We start from the raw sequence: 22,712 nt of genomic DNA, 5'->3' as shown, positions 1-22,712 counted from the left end.
TCGTCAGATTACCGGCTGCCACATTACTGCTCGTAATTGTGTAGTTCTTATTTGCACCTTGCAGTGCTTCAATCCCAGCTTGGTTCAGCGTTACCGCATAGCTACCAACGTTGGCACTCGTGATCCCGCTTAAATCAAAGTCGTCAGTGGTCAAAGTCGGAATGGTCACACCCTCTGGACTAGTCACTTCAATCTGTGTAGCACCCACATTCGTAGTGCCATCATAGACCTTGGCGCTATCACTAACTGTAATCGCAACTGGTGCTTTTGTAATAACAAACAATCCATTCTGCACATCAGCAGCATCAAATTGATAATTTGGATTATCTGCTTGCAGCGCTTGAATTCCTTGATCATTTAACGTGACCTGATAACTACCAGCATCCTGATTAATCGAACTAAGATCAAAATCGCTAGCATCTAAAGTAGAAAGCTTAAAGTCCTTATACTGACTAGGTACAAGCACATTAAAGGTTTTCGGATCTTTTGAGGCATCACCGTCGTAGACCTTAGTTGCACCCTGAACCACAATCGAAGTTGCCAACTGCGGATTCTCATCTGGACTAGCAACATTAACAGGAACTTTAGCTGTATTAGCTGCTGGTTGTGTTAATGCTACCTTTGTGATTGTGAACGTACCGGTACTATCATCAATCGTTACTGCATAATTTTTAGATAGCGAATTTTGAATTGCTTGTTTAGCTGATGCTGTTAACTCAACCTTATAACTGCCAGCATCCGTTGCACCTGTGCTGGTGCTATCAACAGGATTAGAGGCATCATCGGATACTAACTGAAGGTCGTTTACTGTCAAACTATAATTCGTTCCATCAGGCAACTTTACTGTATAGTCATCAGGATCAATTATTTGAGTTGCACCATTATAGGTTTCACTCTCAGTACCAGTTAACCCAGTCGTGAACATCTTTAAATAAGGTACTTGAACCGTATACCCATTATCTGAAATCGGTACTGTAATATTCAAAGTGTCAGACAAGGCAGGCTGATAGCCCTCATCCTCATAGGTTGGCGCTGATACAGTAAAACTCGTCCCACCACGAGGCGTCTTGCCATCATCCGTAACCACCGTGGTTTGGAGACCATTAATAGCTTGCCCATTGCCATCAACTGGAACAACTGTCACCGTCACTGGCTTAGCTTGATATGCAATGTCAATGATGTCACTCTTACCGGCTGAGTCAGTGTCTTGTACTAGATGTTTTGTAGAACTATCCACTAATTCATAACCCGGTTCAACAGGCGGTATGACCACTTGACCGACAAGTCCAATTGCGGTAACTGACGCTAAGGTGTTGATAGCATTCCCATCATCTACTGGTGATACCGTGTATGAAACTTGTTTTTGATAGGTTTCTTGGATTAATTCCTGATTACTTGCAGGTGCAGTAATAATATTGTCGGATTGACTGGCAACTACATACTGACCTTGAGCATTCGTAACCACGTGAACGTATCCCTGACTGCTATAATCGGGCAATGTAATTTGACCCTTCACAGCTACAACCAGTGTTGATTTCAATCCTGAAATAGGCTTTTTATCAGCATCAACTGGTTCAACTGTGTAGGCATTCTTACTTGGAGAATATTTCACCGTAACTGTCATATTTTTGCTAGTTAAATCAGTCGCCGTGAACATCCCAGCAACCGTTGCTTGATCAGGTGTGTAATTAGGTACTGAAGGTGTTAATTGAGAATATGACCCACCAACTATCCCCGTTAAAGTGACAGATTTAGGGTTAGCATTTGTCCCAGCACCAGTATAGTTAATGGTCACCGAAGCTGGCTGACCGGTATAAGTCACAACATACATGTTACTACTGCTATCCGCGCTATACGTTCCAGTAATCGTTGTTTTATCTGGGGTATAACCAGGAATGGTCGTTGCTGTTATAGTAAATGAATCACCATATTTGCCTGGTTTTGTTTGAACAGAATACTTTGCGGCGGTGGTTGGGTCCAACCCAGCTGCAGTGATCGTAACCGTCTCTGGATTAGCTGCGTAAGTAACTGTAAAATCAGTGTTTCCGCCTTTAGTGTAGGTGCCATTAATGACAGCATGATCAGGCGTATAACCAGTAATCGTAGGTGAAACAAAATTATATGTCCCACCCAATGTCCCAGTCTGACTTTGTGAAGCAGGCGTCTCTGCAGCAGTTTGTAGTCCAGCATATGTGACATTAACCGTTTGTTTTTCAGCTGAATATTTAACTTGATAATTAGTCACACCAGGTTGTGTCACTTGTGTCTGACCAGCAATTGGTTCATACCCTTGATTAATATAATCAGGTATGGTAATTTTTGCATTTGTTGGCGTCGTTTCACTAGTCGTACTCAATCCAGCGATAGGATTACCATCCGTATCAACTGGCGTAACTGTGTAACTATTATTGTTAGCTGTATAAGTTACGGTTTGCGTACTGTTGCCTGAATTGCTATAGGTACCAGTTACGATAGCTTTATCTGGAGTGTAACCAGCTACGGTAGGCGTGACCACTTGGTAAGTACCATCTGTCACACCGGTACTAACTTGATCAGCAGGTGTTAAATCTGTCGGTAGTCCAGTGTAGGTCACTGTCGCTGTTGATTTATTAGCAGTATATACAACATTAATAACCGGAACTGGTGAAGACTCAGCAGGCACAGTTTCTTTACTCTCTTGGGCTGTATAACCTTTATAAGTCGTCTCCTGGATTGGTTTACCCGTTTGACCACTGTATTGTTGTGGAACCAAAGTGGCAATCGGTACACCACTAGCGTCGACAGCCTGAACCTTATATACCTTCGTATCAGCGGTATAAGTTACCGTGATAGGAGTGTTACCCGAAAATGTACCAATAACAGCCGTTTTATCCGCTGTATAGCCAGCAACAATTGGCGAATTAATTTGATAACCTGTACCAATTGCGCCTGTTGCAGTTCCTGATTTGAGTGCTGTGGGCAATCCAATGTAAGTCACTGTCACCGTGTATGGCGTGGCATTGTACTTCACTTGATAACTCGACACGCCAGACTGCGTCATTGACAGTGTCTGAGTAGAATCAAGCGTGTAACCAGCATAGGTCGGCGTAACAATCTTTGAACCTGTCGTACTAGTTTCAGTCATCGCTGTCAACGCAGCAATCACTTTACCACTAGCATCCACAGGAATGATTTGATAACTATTATTACTTGCTGTGTATGTCACCGTAAATGACGTATCACCCGTTTTAGAAACTGTGCCTGAAATTGCAGCTTGGTCCGATGTATAGCCAGCAATTGTTGGTGAATCAATCTCATAAGTACTGCCTACCGGTCCATTAAAGGTGCCATTAGCGGGCGTCAAATTTGCTGGAAGTCCTACATAGCTAACCGATATACTCCCCTGATTGGCTGTATAAGTAACCGGTACAATACTGCCATCAGTGTTAGAAAGTTTGATGGAAGGCGTCCCAGCAGTATAGCCAGTATAGACTGGTGCCGCAATTGAATTGCCAATTGTGCCGGTACCTTGAGTTGGTGCTAATCCAGCGACATCTTGCCCCTGAGCGTTCACTGGCTGAATTGTGTAAGACACTTGATTCGTATAATAAACCGTGATGTTGTTGACGTTAGGGTTTGAAGTTAAGGCGTTTAACACGCTGTTCGTAACCGTAATGGCGTTCGAACCATCGCTAGCAACCGCTTTAACAAACCGGTAACCATCAATCGGTCTTGGCGCGAAAGTGTTCGTGCTTAAATCGGTTGTTGGAGCAATTGTCAAACTGTCCCCAACGTTAACATTCGTCGTATCAGCGGCGTGTATAACTGCACCCTTTTGATCAACGTAAGTAATCTTGATAGGCATGGTGTTAACTTTAGCTGTAAATCCGCCGACATCTGCGGTATTTTTAGGATCTGCGACTTGAACACTACGCATGTCTAATTCATTGCCAGTAGCCCCAAAAGCCGCGATTGAAACTGATTGATTCAGCGTGATTGAACTGATTTTAGTTGTTGGGATATAAGTTGATGAAGTAGTCGAAAGTGTTTGAACTTGTTTGGTTCGGGCAGCATCTGAATAAGTTGTATAAGTTAAAGTTCCCGACACCTTTTGATCCACAATGCCAGAAATTGGTGCCCATTTTAATGTTGCATATTCTGTCAGTGGTACACTCTGTGAGTAAAGGGAAGTCGCCCATGTCGGTGTAGTTGATGTTAATACACCTGTACTGTCAGCGGAAGTTTGTCGTATTGTAAGTGACTTCCAATCAGTATCAGCTTTCACATGATTTTTCTGGGCATCCAAAGCATCATCAATATAGCCATCACGACCAATAAAAGTCGTATTAGGTTGACCATAGATACCAATATCGGCAGATGGATCACTACCTTCACCAACACCAGCATCTTGCGGATCAACTGGTTGCAAAATGAAGCCAATACCACCACCGCCGCCTGTTGCTTGAGAAGTAAAAGTAGCATTAAAGGTAAAAGGCTGACTAGTATCAATCTGGTTCTTAAAAACTAAGGTCCCAGCTGTATTATTAGAATTAGCTGGTACTAATGTTACCCCACCGTTAGCAATAGTATTTGATACATCTTTAGGGTTAATTGTACTCTTGCCATTGCTATCCTTTGCTTTGACAATCTGTTCCGCTTTAAAATTATCTTTCACAGCTTGAACAGACGAAGTGGTCACATCCGTTTTATCAGCTTTAGAAATAGTCCCATCCGCATTCAAATTAGCCGGATTGGTCCCATTTAAACTAGCCGTTGTTATGCCTGTGATTGTACTACCATCTGAACTGGTAGGAGTCGTTGTACTTGGCGTAGTCGCTGCAGCTTTAACAGCTGGTGTAGCCTGAATCGTACCTGCAGTACCAGTAGTTGAAGTTTGTACGGTCTCAGCTTTAGTGGTCGCTCCATTGGTAGCACCAGTAGTAGCGTTTTGCTGACTGGTAGAACCATCCGCAGACGACTGACTGCTCGTATTAGCCAGGGCTGACTTTGATGTATTGATTGCTGTACCCGCTGCCTTCGCCGTAACCGTTGGTGCTGCCCAAAAAAGACCAGACATCAAAAAGATGCAGGCAAAAGTCCATGCACCACCACTTTTATACATTTTATAATGTTCTTTGTGCTGTATCGTTGCGTCATTTAATAACGCTTTTTGCCGTTTAGTCATGTATTTCATGTACCCCCACTTGCTGACTTAATAAAGCTAGTTATTACAAATCACAACGATATCGTTTAATTGCACATTATAATTTGTTCCAACGACCCTTATTACCGATAGTATTTTGCCGTATTCAAATAGGACACTAGTCAAAAACGAAAAAATTAACTCATCTCCCATAAGTTAATTTTGCATCTTCAAGCTAGTTGCTTATTTGAGCGTTAACTATTTTCTTATTTGAATCTTATCATACCACCTGTGTAATAAATAGCACGTCTTTTTAGCACGTTTGGGAACTCTTTTTAATAATACACTTCAAACCATTAAGTTTGCTTGCGCTTTCAATGCCATTGCTTAGGGTTCGAGCCTTCTTCATTACCGTTTCATTTCAAAAAAGCTATCAGGTAAAAGCATAAGACCACTTTTACCTGATAGTTTTAATTTAAGTAACCTATTCTTATCCACTGAATGGCACTAATTTTGATTAGCTGATTGGTCGGCATTAACATGCCAAGTAATCGTTGTTTTATAGCTTGTAGCCCGAATCCTAGTCTGCTGATCTTCAGGAATGTTAAGCGTTATTCCCGTTAACGTGTGCTGTGTCAAAGTAACGGGAGCGTTGCCTTTATTTTCAGACAAAACAGGCGAATTGGTATTGTTTAGATTTATGTCACCATTAAAGATGCCGTTATTAGGAAGTGTAATGATTCCCCCAAAAAAGCTACCATCTTGCCCTGTCCATGAGGCCAACGTAGCAGTCAGCTTACTACCTGGCAAAAGGGTTGCTGTAAAATCTAAGCTACCATTTTCCTGGAAGGTCGAATCTAAATCACTGAGGGAGTTGGTTCCAAAATCAAGGTTACCGGACACCGCCACGTTATTTCCAGCCGTTGATGTGCCACCAGTTCCGCCACTATCGTCCTTACCGCTTAACTTATGGGTTAAAGCAGTTTTGGTCTGCTCACTAAGACTATTGTTACTAGACAATAATTTCTGAATTGAGTCGGTATTTAGTTGGTTGAAAACAGCTGCAACTGCCCCATCGTTCAATGCTTGTGGTTGTGAGTTAACAATATCGTTGACAGACTTATCGCTGAGCTTAATGTCACCTTCAGTCGCATTGAGCACCGCAATAATATTCTGCAACGTATTCCAGTCGCTCATCTGCAAGCTACTTGAACTCATATCAGTAGTTCCGGCATGTTTAACAATTGACTGCAGCATATTGTTCAACGTATCACTGATTGTTGCCACTTGATTACCAGCTAAGTCGAGATCGTCAAGTTGACGCATGATTGGGAAGTTTTGTCCCCAGGCCACTTGACTGGTCCCATTATTTGACAGATCTAAGGCTGTCACATTCTGTGCATCGGTGACGTCCATCACTGTCTGTCCCATCATATAAAACTTAAAGTCCGTTAAATTGTCATCGCCCAGTAATAGTGTGTTAAGCGACGATAATCGGGGTGTCTGGAACAAACTGATCAGTGACTGGGCCAAAGTGGTATCCTTCACCTCTGAAGTCACACCTGTCAGATCAACTGTTGTCGCATTGTTTGCCGAAGCAATGATTTGCATCAACATATTAAACGGTGGAGCGTAATGATTATCTAGCGTATGCCCATCAAAGATCAGTGCTTTGTTTGCCAAACTGCCACTATCTCCCGTAACCTTGTCCTCGGTATTTTGCGCATACACATTAGGACTAATATCATATACACTATTAGCTGCGCCGTTTGCAACCCAATCGGCAACCGTACTATTAGCTGTCGATTGATATGAACCCATCCGATTGGCCAGACTGACGACTTGCAGCTCGGTAACATCTCCAACCGTAAACTCGGTGGGCTTGAGGTTCGGTTCCTCCTGTGTCGGTGATTTACCATCCGCATACATACTATTATTCATCATTACCTCAACGACTGTCGCTGGAATCCCGTAAGATGTCAACGTATTATTATCATAACTAGCTGCTTGGACTGACTTGCCACCGCCAATCAAAAAAAACACAAAAAGGGCCAACAATGAACTGAAGATCATCTTTCTCAATCTCATCATTGCTCGCCCCCTATAGATTATTTTTTCGATCTCTTCTTAATTAAAAGTGTAACCAAAGTGCCGATGATGATCAATAAAACGACCACCAAAGCAATAATCGCATAAATGAACCAAGGTGTTCCCCCGCGTGCTTGTTTTGCCCGCTGCTGTAAATCTTTACTCTGCTTAGCCGTCACTATCACATCAGACGTGTTAGTGGTTTTGTACTTGTAGTGTGTTCCTGTTGAATCAGTATACTGACCAGTTTGATCTTTAACGTAGTACGCCGTTGTGTTCACAAGATAGCGCCCAGCTGTTACGTTATTCGGTAACCTAACCTGGTAAGTAAAATGTGAATTGGGTGCCATCTGCATCGCATCAGCTGTTCTCTTGTACACTTTATGGGTTCGGTTATTAGTCGCCGTTACATTAACCTTCAGCTGATTCAAAAAGGTCGCTTTCACGTTATGCATTGGTACTGCTATTGCGTTCTTAGCTTGCTGCTGAGTAACAGTAGCTTGGCCTATCTTAAGCTGTGGCTGCCATGTTCGATCCTGATTACGCGTCACGACCGCAATGCCATAACTGAACCGGTTAGTAATCGACAACTTGGCACTTTTTTTCGTGGCTGTCGAATAGTTCATTGGACTAAATGTGAATCCTCCAGCCATTAACCCCGGTAACTGATTTTCAGGCATGGTCAACTTCGCCGTGTAAATTTGCTGGCTATTAGCTGGCACCGTCACCTTTTTCGGTCCCTTTAAATACTGGGATAAATCATATCGAAGTGTGTTGTCCTTTTTTTGCAGACCACTATAATCAACCATCCCATTATCATTGGTTTCTCCAGAGTGAACGGCCACTTTAACCTGAATCGCTTGTTTAGTGCGGTTGACCAATTTAACTTTCAAATCAGTTGATTGATTGGGCTTCACGATAACGTCAAAGTACGACTCGGATTTATCTCGTTGCGCTTTCGAAGTAATCGGCTGCACTGAAAATCCGCTGCTAGCAGCATGGACCGTGACCGGAATGATCATCAACATGGTCATCATCACAAAGGCAACTAAACTCTCTAAAAATCGTTTTCTTGTCATAATTTATCCTAATTTGCGGTAGCTGTTACAGAATCATCCAATGTCCAAGTCAGCGTATTTGTATAGCTCCCGGTCTGAACAGCAGTTCCTGCAGGCAAATCGAAATTAAGCGTACCTGGAAGTGTCACTGTTCCAGTTGAACCTTTACCATATTCTACAGGGGCAGTAGTAAGGGTTTGTTTTGCGCCCTTATCAGGTGTCACAGTTAGTGTACCAGTATCTAACGTAGTAGCCGTTGCAGCTGAACCATCACTGCCGGCTTTCCAGCCACTCTGAGCTAACTTCAGGCTCCAGTCTTTACCGTCTCCCAAAAAGTCATCAACCGATGCAGTGAGCGGAGCACTGGCTTGTTGAATACCATTTGTATAAACGTCACTAACTTTGAGACCTTCCTTGCCAAGCACTGCTGAATCTGTAACATTATACAAACTCAAAGTACCGCCACTAAAACTGATGTTACCAGTTGTCGTTGCACTCTGTTTGCTGTCTGCTGTGGTTGAATTACCAGTCGTTGCATCATCAGCAAAAGCCGTTGTCGTCCCTAAGACGCCTACTGTTGCTAATCCTAATAAAAGTGCTCCTAAAATATGTTTTTTCATGTTGGTGTTCTCCCTCACTAATTAATTTTTTTAAATAACACATTTCCTTAAAAATGACACGTGACGCACATTGTACAACGTAAGTACAACAATGTAAACCTGTTATTAAGAAAAATTCAAGTTTACAAAAATTAACGGTAAATATCCTGAATTGAAAAAACATATTTGTAGCTGGTAAACATATTTCCCCAAAAATACATATTATATTTTTATAAATTATCGACGAGTCCTTCGTTTCTTAAACCCTAACGCTCCCAATAAACTCATGAGCATTGCACCTAATGCAGCAAGCCATGATGACTGACTTTCGCCGGTTTGCGGTAATTCATTCTGTGCGCTTGATTGGTTCTTGTCTTTCACGTCCTGCGTTGATTGAGTCACTGCGTTTCGTTTCGTACCTCGATCAGTCCGGCGAATGGTAACCGAAACTTTCCGTTGATGGTTGCTCCGATTAGTTGTCTGATTACCATCCTGTAAGCTTGGCTTAGTATCAGTCTTGCCTGGACGCTTAACAACCTGCTGACTAGGGTTTGAACCTTGCTGACTCGATACAACCAACTCTGGTGTTGAACCAGCTAGCTCTTTCGCCTTATTAAACTCTTGGTTAAAGGTCTTCGCGTTATTGGTAATACTCGTCACTTCAATCCGATAAGCTACTGGCTCTAACGCTGGCTGATTAACCTCAATGGTTGGCAAATCAGTTGGCGTGGTATTCGTAGCCGGTGTCTCAATTGGCAGCGGTTGACTAGGCGTAATATCAGCCGAACTAATTGCGAGGTTCGGATTAGCATCTTGGAGAGCCTTCAATCCTTGTTCACTCAAGGTCACAGTGTAGGTACCATTTCCCATATCAACACGAACAAAATCATCCGGTGTCCACTTAGGCTGATTAATTTTCACTCCTGTATCTGTTGTAATCGTACCCGATTGTTGGCCGAGGGTCTGATAGATTGCGTCAACCACAAACCGGAATTGAGGGGTCATCGGCGTAATCGTCAGCTGTCCAGTCGTAGTGGAAATGGCGTAGTTTGGATTCTCATCCGCTGGCGTGTTAACTGCAATCGTGTAAATACCAGCGTTAGTATCGTCACCCAATGCTGTCATCGAGTAGACGGGAGCAACACCCTGACTAGGTAACCCAGCAATCACTGGTGTTACTGAGCCAGCATAAGGACTACCATCATATTCCTTCTTCAGCGTTGGTGCAGTGATTTGAATTGGAGCTGGCGTTATGGTCAATGCACCATCAATAACGTTAACCGTATAATTATCAAGATTCTGTCCATTAAGTGCAGCTAGTCTATACGTACCTGCATTTTTAGCGTCACTAATATCCGTCATGGTGAAGCTCGGCTGCTCACCAGCAGTTGGCACACCCGTCAGCGTCAAACTGGCGTTACCGGTGTACGCCTGACCATCATAAACTTTAGAAATGGTCGGTGCTGTAACCGTAATGGTTGCTGGAGTAATGACTAGATGACCACTGGTAACATCTGCAGATGTCAACTTGTAGTTTGGATTGGCAGCTTGTAAATCAGCCAAGCCCTTAGCACTTAATTTAACTTCATAACTGCCAACATTCTGACTGGTAATCCCGCTTAAATCAAAATCATCAGCCGTCCAAGTCGGCGCAGTCAGTTGCTGACTCAGGCTTACAGTGTACTGTGTCGGATCAGTGGTCGCTGTACCATCATAAGTCTTTGACTGATCCTGTACGACAACACTGCCGGCATTAAGCGTTGCTGGGGTGATGTTGAAACTGCCAGCGATAATGTTAGTTACCGTGAAACTGTAGTTGGCGTTAGCAGCATTCAGGTCTTGAAGTCCCTTTGTACTCAGTTGAACAGCATATGAACCCACATTTTGACTGGTTGATGATAACTCAAAATCATCAGCCGTCCATTTTGGCGCTGACACACCTGCGGGCAACGTGACGGTGAATATTGGTGTTGTCACAGGATCGTTATCGTAGACTTTGCTAGCCGTACCCAGCGTCACAGTTGCCTGATCATGCTTCGTCACGGTGAAGGTACTTGGTACGACGCTCACCGCATAGTTCGGGTTATCATCCGCAATGACGTTCAAAGTATACGTACCCGCGTCCACTGCATCAGTTAGTGATGATAAATAATACTTAACCTGGTCCCCATTCGCTGGTTGACCAGTCACGGTTCCAGCGTTATTTGAAACGGTGTAACCACTGCCGTCGTACACCTTGGTCAATCCCTGCGGTGCGCTGATGGTTACCGCAGCTTTATTAATGGTTAATGCACCATTAGTTAACGTCATCGCGTAATTCCGGTTAGCGCCTACTGTATTATCAGCGATAACCGCAATCACATAATCCCCCGCATCCGTAATATTACTCATATCAGCCATTTGATAAACGGGTGCTTTATCACTGGTTGCTAACGCTGGCACACCGGTAACTGTCGCTTTCAAGTCAGCGCCAGTGTATGGCTGACCGTCGTAGGTTTTGCTTAACATTGGCCCAGCAATCGTCACTGCTTGAGGTGTAATCGTTAATGTCCCCGGCTGAATACTTTCGGCCGTGATGTCATAGTTGGCATTAGCACTCTTAAGCTTCTGAAGACCGCTGGCTGTTAGCGTCACTGCATAAGAACCAACATCCTGACTCTGGGCAGCGGCGGTATCAAAATCATTAGCTGCCAATACTGGTAATGTCAAACTTGGATAATCGGCTGCATCCGTTGGCCCTATTAATGTAAAGACCGGTACATGAGTCGCATCATTATCATAAGTCTTCTCAGCATGACTAATAGAAATAGCGTTAACGATGGGCTTGGGTGTAATCGTCAATGTTCCGTTAGTCATCTGAATGTCATAGTTTGGATCGTCCGTAGCCGTAAGCATCACATCATATGACCCTACATTAGTATCCTGACTCAAATCGTTAACTGAAAGGTTGACAGTGACTCCGTTCTTAGGTAAGCCCGTTACCGTCACTAAGGATGCCAGATCAGGTGAAAAGCCCTGACCATCATAAACTTTAGTGACATTGTGAACAGTTGCCGTAAGTGCTGCCTTCGTAATTGTGAATCTGCCAGCTTTAACGTTGGCACTGGTGAACTTGTAATTGCTGTTAACTGCTTGAAGATCGGCGACTCCTTTATCGCTCAAAGTAACCGTGTGGCTGCCAGCATTAACCGCATCCTTTGGCACCTTAAAATCATCAGCCGTCCAGCTCGATGGTGCCTTCACACCAGTAGGTAGTTCAACAGAGTAGGTGGTTCCTAATCCGTCATATACCTTAGAGACACCAGTAACGTTCACGGTAGTAGTTGTATTTGGCGTAATTTCCAAGGAACCAGCAATGTATTTAACCTCATAATTTTCAGTATTCTGAACGGCCGTTGCATCGAGCGTATAAGTACCAACGTTGGTATCTCCACTGACGTCTGGCAACGTAAAGCTTGGCCGTTCACCATTAGCGGGTACCCCGTCTACGATCGGCCGGTAATCCTCTCCGGTATAGGTTTGACCATCATATGATTTGGAAAGCGTCGGCGCCGTAACCGTAATCGGTGCTGGTGTAATCATGAAGATACCAGCAGTCACGTCTTTAGGCGTCACGCTGTAATTCAAGTTAGCGGCTTGTAGGTCACTCACACCTTTACCACTCAAGCTGATCGTATAAGTCCCAACATCAGTGGCATTAGTAATATTAGTCGGTAAACTAAAATCAGCAGCGGTCCATGTTGGTGCTTTTAACTCACCACTTAACGCCACACCGTACTGACTAAAGTCACTGGTGGCCTTACCATCGTATACTTTGGTACCACCATTAACTCTGACGCTACCAGCTGGCAAGCTGGCTTGGGTGACCGTCAACGTTCCACTTTGTGTCGTCACGTCGTAATTAGGATTATCACCAGCGGCTACGTTTACCGTAATCACATGATCACCAACATTTTTCGTGTTGGCTTCCAGACCAGATAATGAGTAGTTCAAAATTTCGCCATTAACCACACCAGTAATCGTAAACGGAATGTCAGCAGCTGTAATTGCCTGGTCAGAATACGTTTGTGTCTTATTTAACACTTTAATGGTAGCAGGAGTTTTTGTAATTGTGAAGTTTCCCGCAACCACATTGTTAGGTGCAAACGTGTAATTAGGATTCTCCGCTTGTAAATCTGATAGGCCCTTGGCACTCAACGTTACTGGATAGTCACCGACATTTGCGCTGGTGATCTCCTTTAAATTAAAATCGTCAACGGTCCATGTTGGTGCTACTAATCCGCCAGATAGGTTCACTATGAACTTACTGGTATCAACGTTTGTTGTGCCATCGTAAACTTTACTGCCGCCATTTACCGTAACCGTTGCTTTGGTATTGGGCGTGACCACAATGTTGCCAGCCACGGTCGTAATCTGATAGTTTGTGTTAGCACCTGCCGTGAGCTGAACCGTTGTGGCATAAATCCCGACGTTTTGAGCATCGCCATCCACCGAAATCGTGTAACTTGGGGTGGCTGTGAACGCACCGGAATCAGTAGTCACCGCTCCCTGAGGCACGGATACTGGTTCACCCGTATATTCAGTGGTTACACTTGGCGCCGTAATCGTAATCGGCACTGGTGTAATCACAAACAAACCATTTTGCACATTGCTAGCATCAAAGGAGTAGTTGGTATTCGCAGCCTGCAGTTTTTGCAGCCCACTGGCACTTAGAGTCACCTCATAGTTTCCAGCGTCCTGTTTGATTGCGCTGGTATTAAAGTCAGTGACGTCTAACTTAGGAATCGTGAAGTCTGAAAACTTGCTTGGCGCCAGAACTTTAAACCTAGTGGCATCCGTTGCCGGGTTATTATCATAGGTTTTAGTACTGCCCTGAATCACAATCGCAGTCGCTAACTGAGGATTCTGTGAAGGGTCAGTCGCATTAACCGGTACTAATGCTGTATTTGCTGGCGCGGGATTCAATGTTTCAGGCGTAATGATAAACGTCCCCGTTTGTGTGTCATCAAAGGAAACAACGTTGTTTTGTGCTAAAGCATTAGCAATCGCCGCCTTCCCCGTTTCGGTCAAGCGAACTTGATAGGTGCCAACGTTTTGAACCGTTTTTGTAACGGCTAAATCTGCGCCAATGAGTTCAACATCACTCGCTTTCAGTGGGTATCGGCTGCCATCCGGCAACATAACGTCATACTCAGAAGGATCGATTGATTGCGCGCTATTTGAATAAACCTGGTTATCACTGCCGTTCAATCCAAGGGTGACTTTTTTAAGATAAGTCATAGCTACTGTAACGCCCGTATCACTGATTGGAATCGTCACAGCATTATGATCGTCAACTTGGTAGCCAGGTTGTGGCAGCGTAGATTCGTCTAGCTGCGTACCGCCAACCTGAGTCACGGTAATGGGAGCCAAATCAGTAATTGGGTTGCCGTTACCATCGACTGGTATCACCGTAACAGCGACGTCTTTTGGTGTGTATTGAATTTGAATTGGGTTATCGTTGGTGGCTGCTGTATCAAGCACCGTATAGGTATTGTTGACTGCACTGTAGCCAGCAACGGTAGGCGGCGTTTTTGTTGACCCCACGATACCGGTAGCGGTAGTAATTGGTAAGTTTGCGATTGGCTGATTATTGGCATCTACCGCTTGCAGGGTATAAGTAACCTGTTTTTGATACGTAATCGGAACTGTTTGCACAGCATCAACGGTGGCCTCAGTAGAAATAACGATTGGTTCTTGTGAGGTAACATACCCTAAACTACTATAATCAGGTGCGTCAATCGTGGTTCCTGGTGTGGCAAAACTATCCATCGTATCGATACCTGTTACACCAGTGATTGGATTACCATTTACATCAACTGGAACTAACCGGTATTCCGTTAACGAACTATTACGGTGATAGCCCACTGTGATTGGCGTGTTAGTTGTAGAATCAGTCGCATTATCCGCTGTAAACGCACCCTGAACAATGGCCTGATCTGGTGTGAAACCATCTAAATCTGGTGACGTTTGTGTGTATGTGCCACCCACTACACCAGTTAAATTTACTGACTGAAGAAGCGTGGCATTAGCGCCAGTATAGTTAATCGTTACCGTGGCAGGCTTGCCAGTATACGTAATGACATACATATTAGCATCATTATTCGCCGAAAAAACGCCGCTGATTGTCGCCAAATCTGGCGTATAACCTGGAATGCTTGCTGCATCCACCTTAAATTGATCGCCATATTGACCAGAGATGGTTTGTGCCGGGAAAGCGCTAGCCGTAGCTGAGTCCAACCCAGCATGCTGAATCGTGACGGTCACGGTAATCGGTGAATAGGTCACGGTAAAAGTTTGATCCTGATTCACATACGTGCCAGTGACGACTGGTGTATCAGGTGTATAACCCGTAATGGTCGGCGATACAATATTGTAAGCGCCACCAATTTTACCGGTTTCGACATGCGCCTGCAGCGTTTGTCCTTTAGGCAAGTTATAGTTAACGGTTATGGTCTCAATATTAGAGACATATTCAACTTGGTAATTATTGCCCCCAGGCTTCGTTACCAAGATTGGTTGATCTGGGACAAGTTGATAGCCTTCCTTGGTATAATCTGGCGGCGTAATCACTTCATCCGTTTTTGCAGTGCCGCTGGTTTGTCCCAAGCCATTAATAACGTCACCGTTTTCATCAACTGGGGTGATGGTATAACTATTATCATTCGCAGTATAAGTGATGGTCTGGTCCAAGTGCCCTTGATTACTGTACGTGCCGGTTAAAATACTGTTATCAGGTGTATATCCGGCAATGAATGGTGCATTGATCTGATAAGTATCATCCGTTACACCCGTTTGCGTTATCGCCGGTAACTCGGTCGGCAGACCAGCAAAACTAACGGTGACCGTAGAAGGGTTGGCAGTATATTTAACGTTAATCGTTGGCATGGTATCTGACACGGCAGGAACAGTGCCGCCACTTTCCTGCAACGTATAGCCATCATAGGTTGGATAAACGATTGGCTCGCCCGTCTTGCCATCAAATTGCTGAGGTGTCAAGGTGGTAATCGGATTGCCATTAGCATCAACCGGTTGAATTTTGTAGTCCTTGGTGTCAGCAGCATAATGAACAGTGAAGTTACCGTTTGCTGCATCATCTGGCCCAAAAATACCCGTAATGAGCGACTGATCAGCGGTATAACCCGCAATAACGGGTGAGCTAATTTGATATTCTTCTCCCGTAGTCCCAGTAACTGTACTCGTACTTTGTGCCAGGTCATCCGGTAACCCCGTATAGCTAACTGTGACTTGATAACTGTTGGCTACATAACGAAGCTGATAGCTCCTAACGCCAGCTTGAGTCGTTGGTATGGTTTGATCCGTAGCCAAAGTATAGCCAGCATACGTTGGCACATTGATACTCGTGCCCGTTTTGGAGGTTCCGGTACTCTGTGGCAATGTACTAATGACCTTACCAGTACTATCCACAGGAGTCACCTGATAACTATTATCGCTTGCCGTATAATGCACGGTTAGCGTGGTTTCACCATCAACATAAGTCCCTTGGACCGATGCCAAGTTGGCAGTATACCCAGCAATGGTAGGCGTTTCGATATTGTAGCTACTTCCCACCGTGCCAACCACACTGACCGCTGCTGGTGGCGTTGGCAGGCCATCATAAGTAACCGTTAAAGTCCCTTTATTCGCTGTATAAATGACGTTCACCACGCTGCCATCACTATCGGGTGCGATGATGCTGGCGCTAGTAGCGGTATACCCAGCTTGTACCGGTGTCGCAACTTGCTGACCAATGGTTGAGGTCATTTGCTGCGGTGCCAAACCAGCGATACTTTGCCCCTGAGCATCCACTGGCTGAATCGTGTAATTCACTTGGTTAGTATAGTAAACATTAATGTTATTGATTTGATTGTTTTGAGTTGACGCGTTCAATACGTTATTGGTAACGGACAGTGAATTGGTTCCTTCACTAGTTACGGCTTTAACGAACTGATAGCCATTAATCACCCGTGGTGCAAACGTATCAGTACTCAAATCGGTTACTGGACCGATACTAAGGGTATCACCAACATTAACGTTGGTGATATCCGATGTCTGAAGCGTATTGCCATCTTGATCAAGGTAGTTGATCTGGACCGGCATGGTGTTGACTTTAGCGGTAAAGGCACTTTTACCGGCGACGTTTTCAATCGTCACCGTTCTCTCATTGCTGCCATCACCACTAACGTCACCGACTGCCCCAAACGCGGCAATTGAAACTGACTGATTCAGGGTAACCAATGGTTTTGTCCCGAATATCAGATTACCAAGCCAGTTTGAAGAATCCCCACCAGCTGTGAACGTTTGAATTTGCTGTGTTCTTTGCTCATCCACAAAAGTGGTGTAGGTTAATGTTCCGGACACGCTGTGATTGATAACACCGGTCTTGGGTGTCCAAGTCAGAGTACCATATTCAGTTTGAGAAACATGTTGCCCAATCCACCCCAAACCTAATGCCGAGTTTGCTGCTGAAGTCCATGTCGGTGTATCTTTTGTTAATTGTCCAGTACTATCTGTTTGACGCACCGTCATCTGATTCCACTGTGTATCAGCGTACTGCAAGTCAGGTGATTTATAACCATCGCGGCCAATAAAAGTGGTATTCGGCTGACCGTCAATACCAATATCTGTTGAAGGATCACTGCCTAGCCCAACGCCAGCGTCTTGTGGATCAACGGGTTGCAAAATAAACCCTAGTCCACCGCCATCACTGCTACTGCCATCCGCAGATTCATTTTCAGTGGTAAACGTTGCGTTAATGGTAAAGGGCTGACTGGTATCAATCTGATTCTTGAAGACTAACGTGCCAGCAGTATTTGATTGGTTTTTAGGTACCAACGTCACACCGCCATCTTTGATAGTGTCGGTGATGTCTGATGCTGTAATCTTGCCATTTGCATCTTTAACGATTTGTTCTGCTTTAAAATTATCCTGAATATCGCTAGCACCTGACAAAGATACATTCGTCTTATCAGCCGTTGAAATACTGCCGTCAGCATTCAAATTAGCTGGATTAGTGCCGTTTAAGTTGGCGGTGGTAATTTGACTGCTAGTGCTGGCTGTGGTTGGTTGACTGCTAGTGCTGGCTGTGGTTGGTTGACTGGCAGTTGTATCGGCTGGTTCAGTAGCGGGAGCAGGCGCCACTGGACTTTGAGCAGCTGGTGTTGGTGTCGTGGTTGCTTCATTATTGTCACCTTTGGCAGCCGTATTTGTTCCTATATTAGTAGTAGCATTTGTTGAAACATCCGTGGGGGCTGGAGCATCCGTAGCTGGAGCAGCAGCTGGTGTTGTCGCTGGATCAGTAGTTTGATTGTCTGTCCCGTTTGCTGTGCCATCGCTGCCACTAGCAGATGCGGGCTGACTATCTAACCCAGCCGTATACCGTTTTGCAACGGCAGTTTTAGCGGTTGTATCAGCCTTAACCTTAACCGCGGGTCCTGACCAGAGAACGCCTAACACCAGAAACATACTTGCAAACGTCCAAATGCCGCCACTTTTATACATTTTGTAGCGTTGTTTTCGGTCGGCAGACACTTCGTTCAACATTTTCTTTTGCTGTTTAGTCATATTGAAATCTTGCCCCCATTCGTGACTCAATAAAATCGCCGTCAAGTGTAGTTATCGAATCAGAATCGTTCATTTTGTTGATAATTATAATACATATTCAATATTCTGTAACTTATCAGACTGTGTTCATAAAGAAAAAATTTCTAAGTTAAATGTTATCAGCTATTGGCCATCTACAATAAAGCGTTTTCAACTAATTATCAGACATTTGTCTACAATATTCACTCAAACCTAGCCTTGTCACGCCCTCAGTATTTATGTAAGATTATCTTAATATTAAAATTCCGTTCTTGACAAGTTAGCAGGGGGCTTCGTCATGAAAAAACATCTTTGGACGGTCATCGTTTTCGCCGTGGTTATTATTGGGGTAATCCTAGGCGGACTGGTGCATTCGTTAAATCCACCAGAAAAACAAACCGTTCAGCATTCAAAACAACAGATGACTAAAACAGTCAGTAAAACCAGTCAACGTGCTGCTAAAAAACAGGTCAGAGCAGCACCAGCACCAAGCCAAGTGCTCTCGCGCGTGATTTATAGCTCACAGTTGCACCGAAACTGGCATTATCGCGTGTATTTACCACGGAATTATCAGCGGCTCAAGGAACAAGGCACCCATTTTCCAGTTATTTACATGCTACATGGTCTGTATGGGGACGAAACTAATCTCACTACCCAAGCCCATTCAAAACGTTATTTGGATCAATTAGTCACGGAAAAGCATTTACCAGCGGTCGTTATTTTCCCCGATGGTGGTAATTCCTTCTATTTAAATACCACTCAAGAGAAGATGGAAAACGCTGTGATAGATGATCTCATTCCCCAAACAACTAAAACCTATCAGTTAGCCGGCCAAAAGCAACGTGCTATTGGTGGCATCTCCATGGGCGGGTATGGTGCTGCTCGATTAACCTTCCGGCACCCGCACCTCTTTTCCGTAGATGCCTTAATTTCACCAGCCATTTGGCAAAAAGTGCCACCAACCGTTCAAACCAATTCGCAGGTGGACGCCTTCAAAATTAATGGCGCTTTCAGTCAAAAGGTTTTCGAGCAAGCTCAGCCTAGTCGCTATTTATCGACCTACTTAGCACAAGAAAGGTCACCAGCTCATTTCTACATTGAAACCACTGCGCTGGATACCACCGTTCCCATTGTTGACGTCAATTTATTTGTCAAACAGCTGCAACAGCATCAAATCAAACCCACTTATCAAGTCGACCACTTTGGCAATCACAACTGGCCGTACTGGAACCGGGCTTTACCTAATGCTTATCGTTACATCTTCAATCAATTTAAAACTCAGAGGTGAGTCATATGTCAACTTGTCCAAATTGCGGGGCGCCAGTTAGTCCCGATGATGTGTTCTGTCAAAACTGCGGTCACCGGTTAAAACCGGAAATGACCAGCACTGACGAAACACCCAACAACAATGAAATCAATAATAATGAAACGTCTTCGTATCAGTCTGAGCCAACTCCGGTCCCACCAGTTCAACCTGAACCCCAGCCCACTGAACCTGAGCCGGTTGAACCTGAATCAGCGTCATTTAAACCGGAACCAGAACCGGTTAAAACCGAATCTAAGCCCAAACGAAAACCAGCCATGACCACTGCAACGCCAAAACGCCGTAAGAATCGGCAAAAAGGATCCGGAAAAAAGAAAGTTTGGATCAGCCTAATCGTTTTAATCGTCCTGATTTTAGCTGGGACTTATCTTTACGGTAGCAGTAAATACAGCAAGTCCAAGCAGGTTGACCAGATGATCACCGCCATGCACGACAACAATGCCGATGCCACCGTTAAATACATGACCACTACCGATCCTAGTTTGGAGATCAACTCCAAGTCTATCGGCCCCTTCATGAACTACTTAAACTCAGACAAGCGTTATCTAGCAGATATGAAATCCAGTTTGGTGAATAACGACCAAACCAGTGATGGCACGTTTAAACTGGTTACTAAGGGCCACCATCTGCTGTTCTTCCCAGCCTACAAGCTGGAAGTGGTCGCCATGTACCCAACGGTTCAAACCAACGTCGATCAAGCGACGATTAGCCTAAATGGGTTAAACGTTGCCACTGCCAGCAACGATCATTATTCATACAAAGCTGGCCCGCTGTTTCCTGGACGATACACCTTCAAACTCTCCAGCACTGGTTCTACTGCAGATGGCAAATCAGTGACGAAGAATCTCGTTTCAACTCAGTCTAAGAACATTAAGGTCGATCTATCAACGCCTGACAGTGGTGACAGTACAGATGCCGCGACTCAAGACGCCGACACTAACGATAATAGTGATAGCAGTAGCGATTCTAGCGATTCAACGCCAAGTAACAGCAACTACGGTCACTTTGAAGAAGAATACCACGGTGACGAGCAAGCCGGTATCGATGCCATTGCGGATCAATATGGCTTTGATTACGACGATTATACTTACGTGGTTAGCTGGCCGCACACGGATGTTTTGCAGGTTAAGGCCTACGATAAAGACACCCACCAGTACGACAGCACCTACCGTTATGACCAGATTCATGATATTAGCAGTTTATTGAATGAAGATACTGGTAAGTTTGAGGAATAATTGCCCAAACTAGTTAGCATTAAACACCCCCGTTTATATTCGAGCGGGGGTGTTTATTGTCTACAAATTAAAAAAGATACCGTTTAAAGTTGGCATTGACAATTATTACATAATGCATTAGTGTTGTTAAGTTACTTTACAAACAGGCTTCACTATTGACGGTGAAATACTGACAAACCACTGGAGGCTACACGATGTTATTACTATCCAAGAACAAACCATTTACAGCTGAAGAAGTCCTAGACAAGGCAAATATCATTGAGTTAGTACAATTTGAACGTTTTTGCCGGGATAACAGCTTGTGGGACGAAATGAAGAAAACTTATAGCGATCACGCATCCATCGACATTTCCTGGTACACGGGAAACGCTGATAAATTCGTCGATGAATCTGCTAAAATGACCAGTACCAGTCGTGCTGCTCACCGCATTTACAACACCCAAGTCTGGATGAACGGTGACCGGGCGATTGCTATCATGCAGACCACCATTTTGGCAGAACAAGACATTCAAGGAATTAAGTTCAACTTGAATTCAGATGCTAAAATCGTCTATGAAGTTCAAAAGATCAACGGAGAATGGCTGATTAACTTTATGACCTGTGTCTATGAAGCTGACAGTTTGATTCCCGTAGTTCCAACTGCTGATGTCGCTTTAGATCCCGCAGATTTAAAACAATATCGATCAAGTTACGCTTGCCTGGCTTACGTACTGAATCAAAAAGGGTACCAAGTTGGTCAAGACCTGCCAGGTGTTGATCAACCAGAAATGGTAACCGCTTTGTATACTAAAATGGATGCTTGGTTAATGGGTAAATAATCCGCGAAGTTTCCAATAACTTTTATAGCTTCAAAAAAGAACTAGTACAGGCAAACCGCCAAATACTAGTTCTTTTATTTACATTCAAATTACCACGGTACGATCCCAGCGTTTTCACTGAACGTAGCACTATCCGTCTGCGGACTGCGAGTAGCCATCTTGATGACTTGTGCTGCCCCTTCTTCGGCAGTTTGCATGCCTGCTGGTTTCGGATCGTTCGTATCACGTCCGCCAAAGGCCGTATCAGAGAATCCAGGGTTGACTGAATTGACTGGAATGCCATCGTCTTTGAGCGCCTTGCTGAAGCAAATCGTTTCAAAGTTAACGGCAGCTTTTGAAGCACCGTATCCCATTGAGTAGAAGTTATAGAATGGGAAGCTTGTGTCCGTTGCTAATCCTAATGAGCCCATGTTGCTGGACAAATTAATGATTTGGGCGTTTTCAGCCTTCTTCAACAACGGTACCATCGTTTGACTCACGTCGACTGAACCAAAGAAGTTAACATCGAATTCTTTACGTAGCGCATCCATCGGCACGTCGACTGGTGTGTGTTGCCCATCAGTCACGATACCGGCGTTGTTGATTAAAATGGTCAAATAACCATACTTATCTGCAAAGTATTGACCGGCTGCCTTGACTTGATCATGGTTAGTCACGTCTAAATTAACGTAGCTGGCTTCACCACCATCAGCTGTAATCTCAGCAACGGCTTTCTTAGCGGCATCCTCATCCAAGGCACCGATCACAATAGCTTGGCCCTCCTTGCTTAAAGCTTTAGCAGTGAGTAAACCGAGCCCTTTTTCAGCACCAGTAATTAAAGTCACAATTTTTTGGGTCATAATGATTG

9 protein-coding genes are annotated in these 22,712 nt (G+C 44.3%); 3 read left to right on the top strand and 6 right to left on the bottom strand.

Annotation, left to right across the window (positions count from 1 at the left end):
• The 5 genes from CES82_RS10865 to CES82_RS10845 form a co-directional block, all read right to left on the bottom strand.
• The coding region (locus CES82_RS10865) for an MBG domain-containing protein (protein ID WP_180245733.1) at positions 1 to 5,164 on the bottom strand (5,164 nt) is incomplete at its 3' end.
• Positions 5,165 to 5,629: 465 nt separating this feature from the next.
• On the bottom strand, positions 5,630 to 7,213 hold the full coding sequence (locus CES82_RS10860; RefSeq protein WP_143466306.1) for a hypothetical protein: 1,584 nt from the start codon (positions 7,211 to 7,213) through the stop codon (positions 5,630 to 5,632).
• Positions 7,214 to 7,230: 17 nt separating this feature from the next.
• Positions 7,231 to 8,289: a DUF916 domain-containing protein gene (locus tag CES82_RS10855; protein ID WP_098826231.1), complete on the bottom strand. Its 1,059-nt coding sequence runs from the start codon at positions 8,287 to 8,289 to the stop codon at positions 7,231 to 7,233.
• 8 nt (positions 8,290 to 8,297) lie between these two features.
• Complete coding sequence (locus tag CES82_RS10850; protein WP_098826229.1) at positions 8,298 to 8,888, bottom strand: hypothetical protein; 591 nt, start codon at positions 8,886 to 8,888, stop codon at positions 8,298 to 8,300.
• A gap of 216 nt (positions 8,889 to 9,104) precedes the next feature.
• Entirely contained in the window at positions 9,105 to 18,470 is a 9,366-nt protein-coding gene (locus tag CES82_RS10845) for an MBG domain-containing protein (protein ID WP_098826228.1), read from the bottom strand.
• 316 nt (positions 18,471 to 18,786) lie between these two features.
• Between CES82_RS10845 and CES82_RS10840 the strand changes: the two genes are divergently transcribed.
• The 3 genes from CES82_RS10840 to CES82_RS10830 all read left to right on the top strand — a co-directional run bounded on the left by CES82_RS10840 (position 18,787) and on the right by CES82_RS10830 (position 21,865).
• On the top strand, positions 18,787 to 19,776 hold the full coding sequence (locus CES82_RS10840) for an alpha/beta hydrolase (RefSeq protein ID WP_098826226.1): 990 nt from the start codon (positions 18,787 to 18,789) through the stop codon (positions 19,774 to 19,776).
• 5 nt (positions 19,777 to 19,781) lie between these two features.
• Entirely contained in the window at positions 19,782 to 21,047 is a 1,266-nt protein-coding gene (locus CES82_RS10835; RefSeq protein WP_098826224.1) for a TcaA second domain-containing protein, read from the top strand.
• A gap of 194 nt (positions 21,048 to 21,241) precedes the next feature.
• Positions 21,242 to 21,865 (top strand): nuclear transport factor 2 family protein, encoded by a 624-nt coding sequence (locus tag CES82_RS10830; RefSeq protein ID WP_098826222.1) that lies wholly within the window; start codon positions 21,242 to 21,244, stop codon positions 21,863 to 21,865.
• A gap of 89 nt (positions 21,866 to 21,954) precedes the next feature.
• On the opposite strand, the gene CES82_RS10825 is transcribed toward CES82_RS10830, so the two are convergent.
• Complete coding sequence (locus tag CES82_RS10825) at positions 21,955 to 22,704, bottom strand: SDR family NAD(P)-dependent oxidoreductase (protein ID WP_098826220.1); 750 nt, start codon at positions 22,702 to 22,704, stop codon at positions 21,955 to 21,957.
• Positions 22,705 to 22,712: the final 8 nt, after the last annotated feature.

Origin of the sequence: Secundilactobacillus silagincola (genome assembly GCF_002583405.1) — a bacterium.
Lineage (GTDB): Bacteria > Bacillota > Bacilli > Lactobacillales > Lactobacillaceae > Secundilactobacillus > Secundilactobacillus silagincola.
The sequence above is the reverse complement of the archived record's forward strand: the minus strand, read 5'-3'. Positions and strand labels throughout refer to the sequence as shown.